This window comes from Enterobacter cloacae complex sp.6700776 (genome assembly GCF_048284255.1).
GTDB lineage: Bacteria > Pseudomonadota > Gammaproteobacteria > Enterobacterales > Enterobacteriaceae > Enterobacter > Enterobacter intestinihominis.
This window is the reverse complement of sequence record NZ_JBLVYK010000109.1, coordinates 1-334: the sequence shown is the minus strand read 5'-3', so window position 1 is coordinate 334 and position 334 is coordinate 1. Positions and strand designations below refer to the sequence as shown.

Genomic DNA, 334 nt, shown 5'->3' with positions numbered 1-334 from the left:
CCTTGAGAATGCAAAAAGCAATGGGATTTTTGATTTTATTGAAAATGACCTCGTATTTGATAATGACTCAACAAATAAAATCAAGATGAATCATATAAAGACCATGCTCTGCGGTCACTTCATTGGCATTGATAAGTTAGAACGTCTAAAGCTACTTCAAAATGATCCCCTCGTCAACGAGTTTGATATTTCCGTAAAAGAACCTGAAACAGTGTCACGGTTTCTAGGAAACTTCAACTTCAAGACAACCCAAATGTTTATAGACATTAATTTTAAAGTCTTTAAAAAACTGCTCACTAAAAGTAAATTGACATCCATTACGATTGATATTGAT

The 334-nt window shown here is 32.9% G+C and carries 1 pseudogene; it reads left to right on the top strand.

Annotation, left to right across the window (positions count from 1 at the left end):
- Window positions 1-334, top strand: a pseudogene (locus ACNQ0T_RS23440) (IS1380 family transposase); the annotation flags it as partial.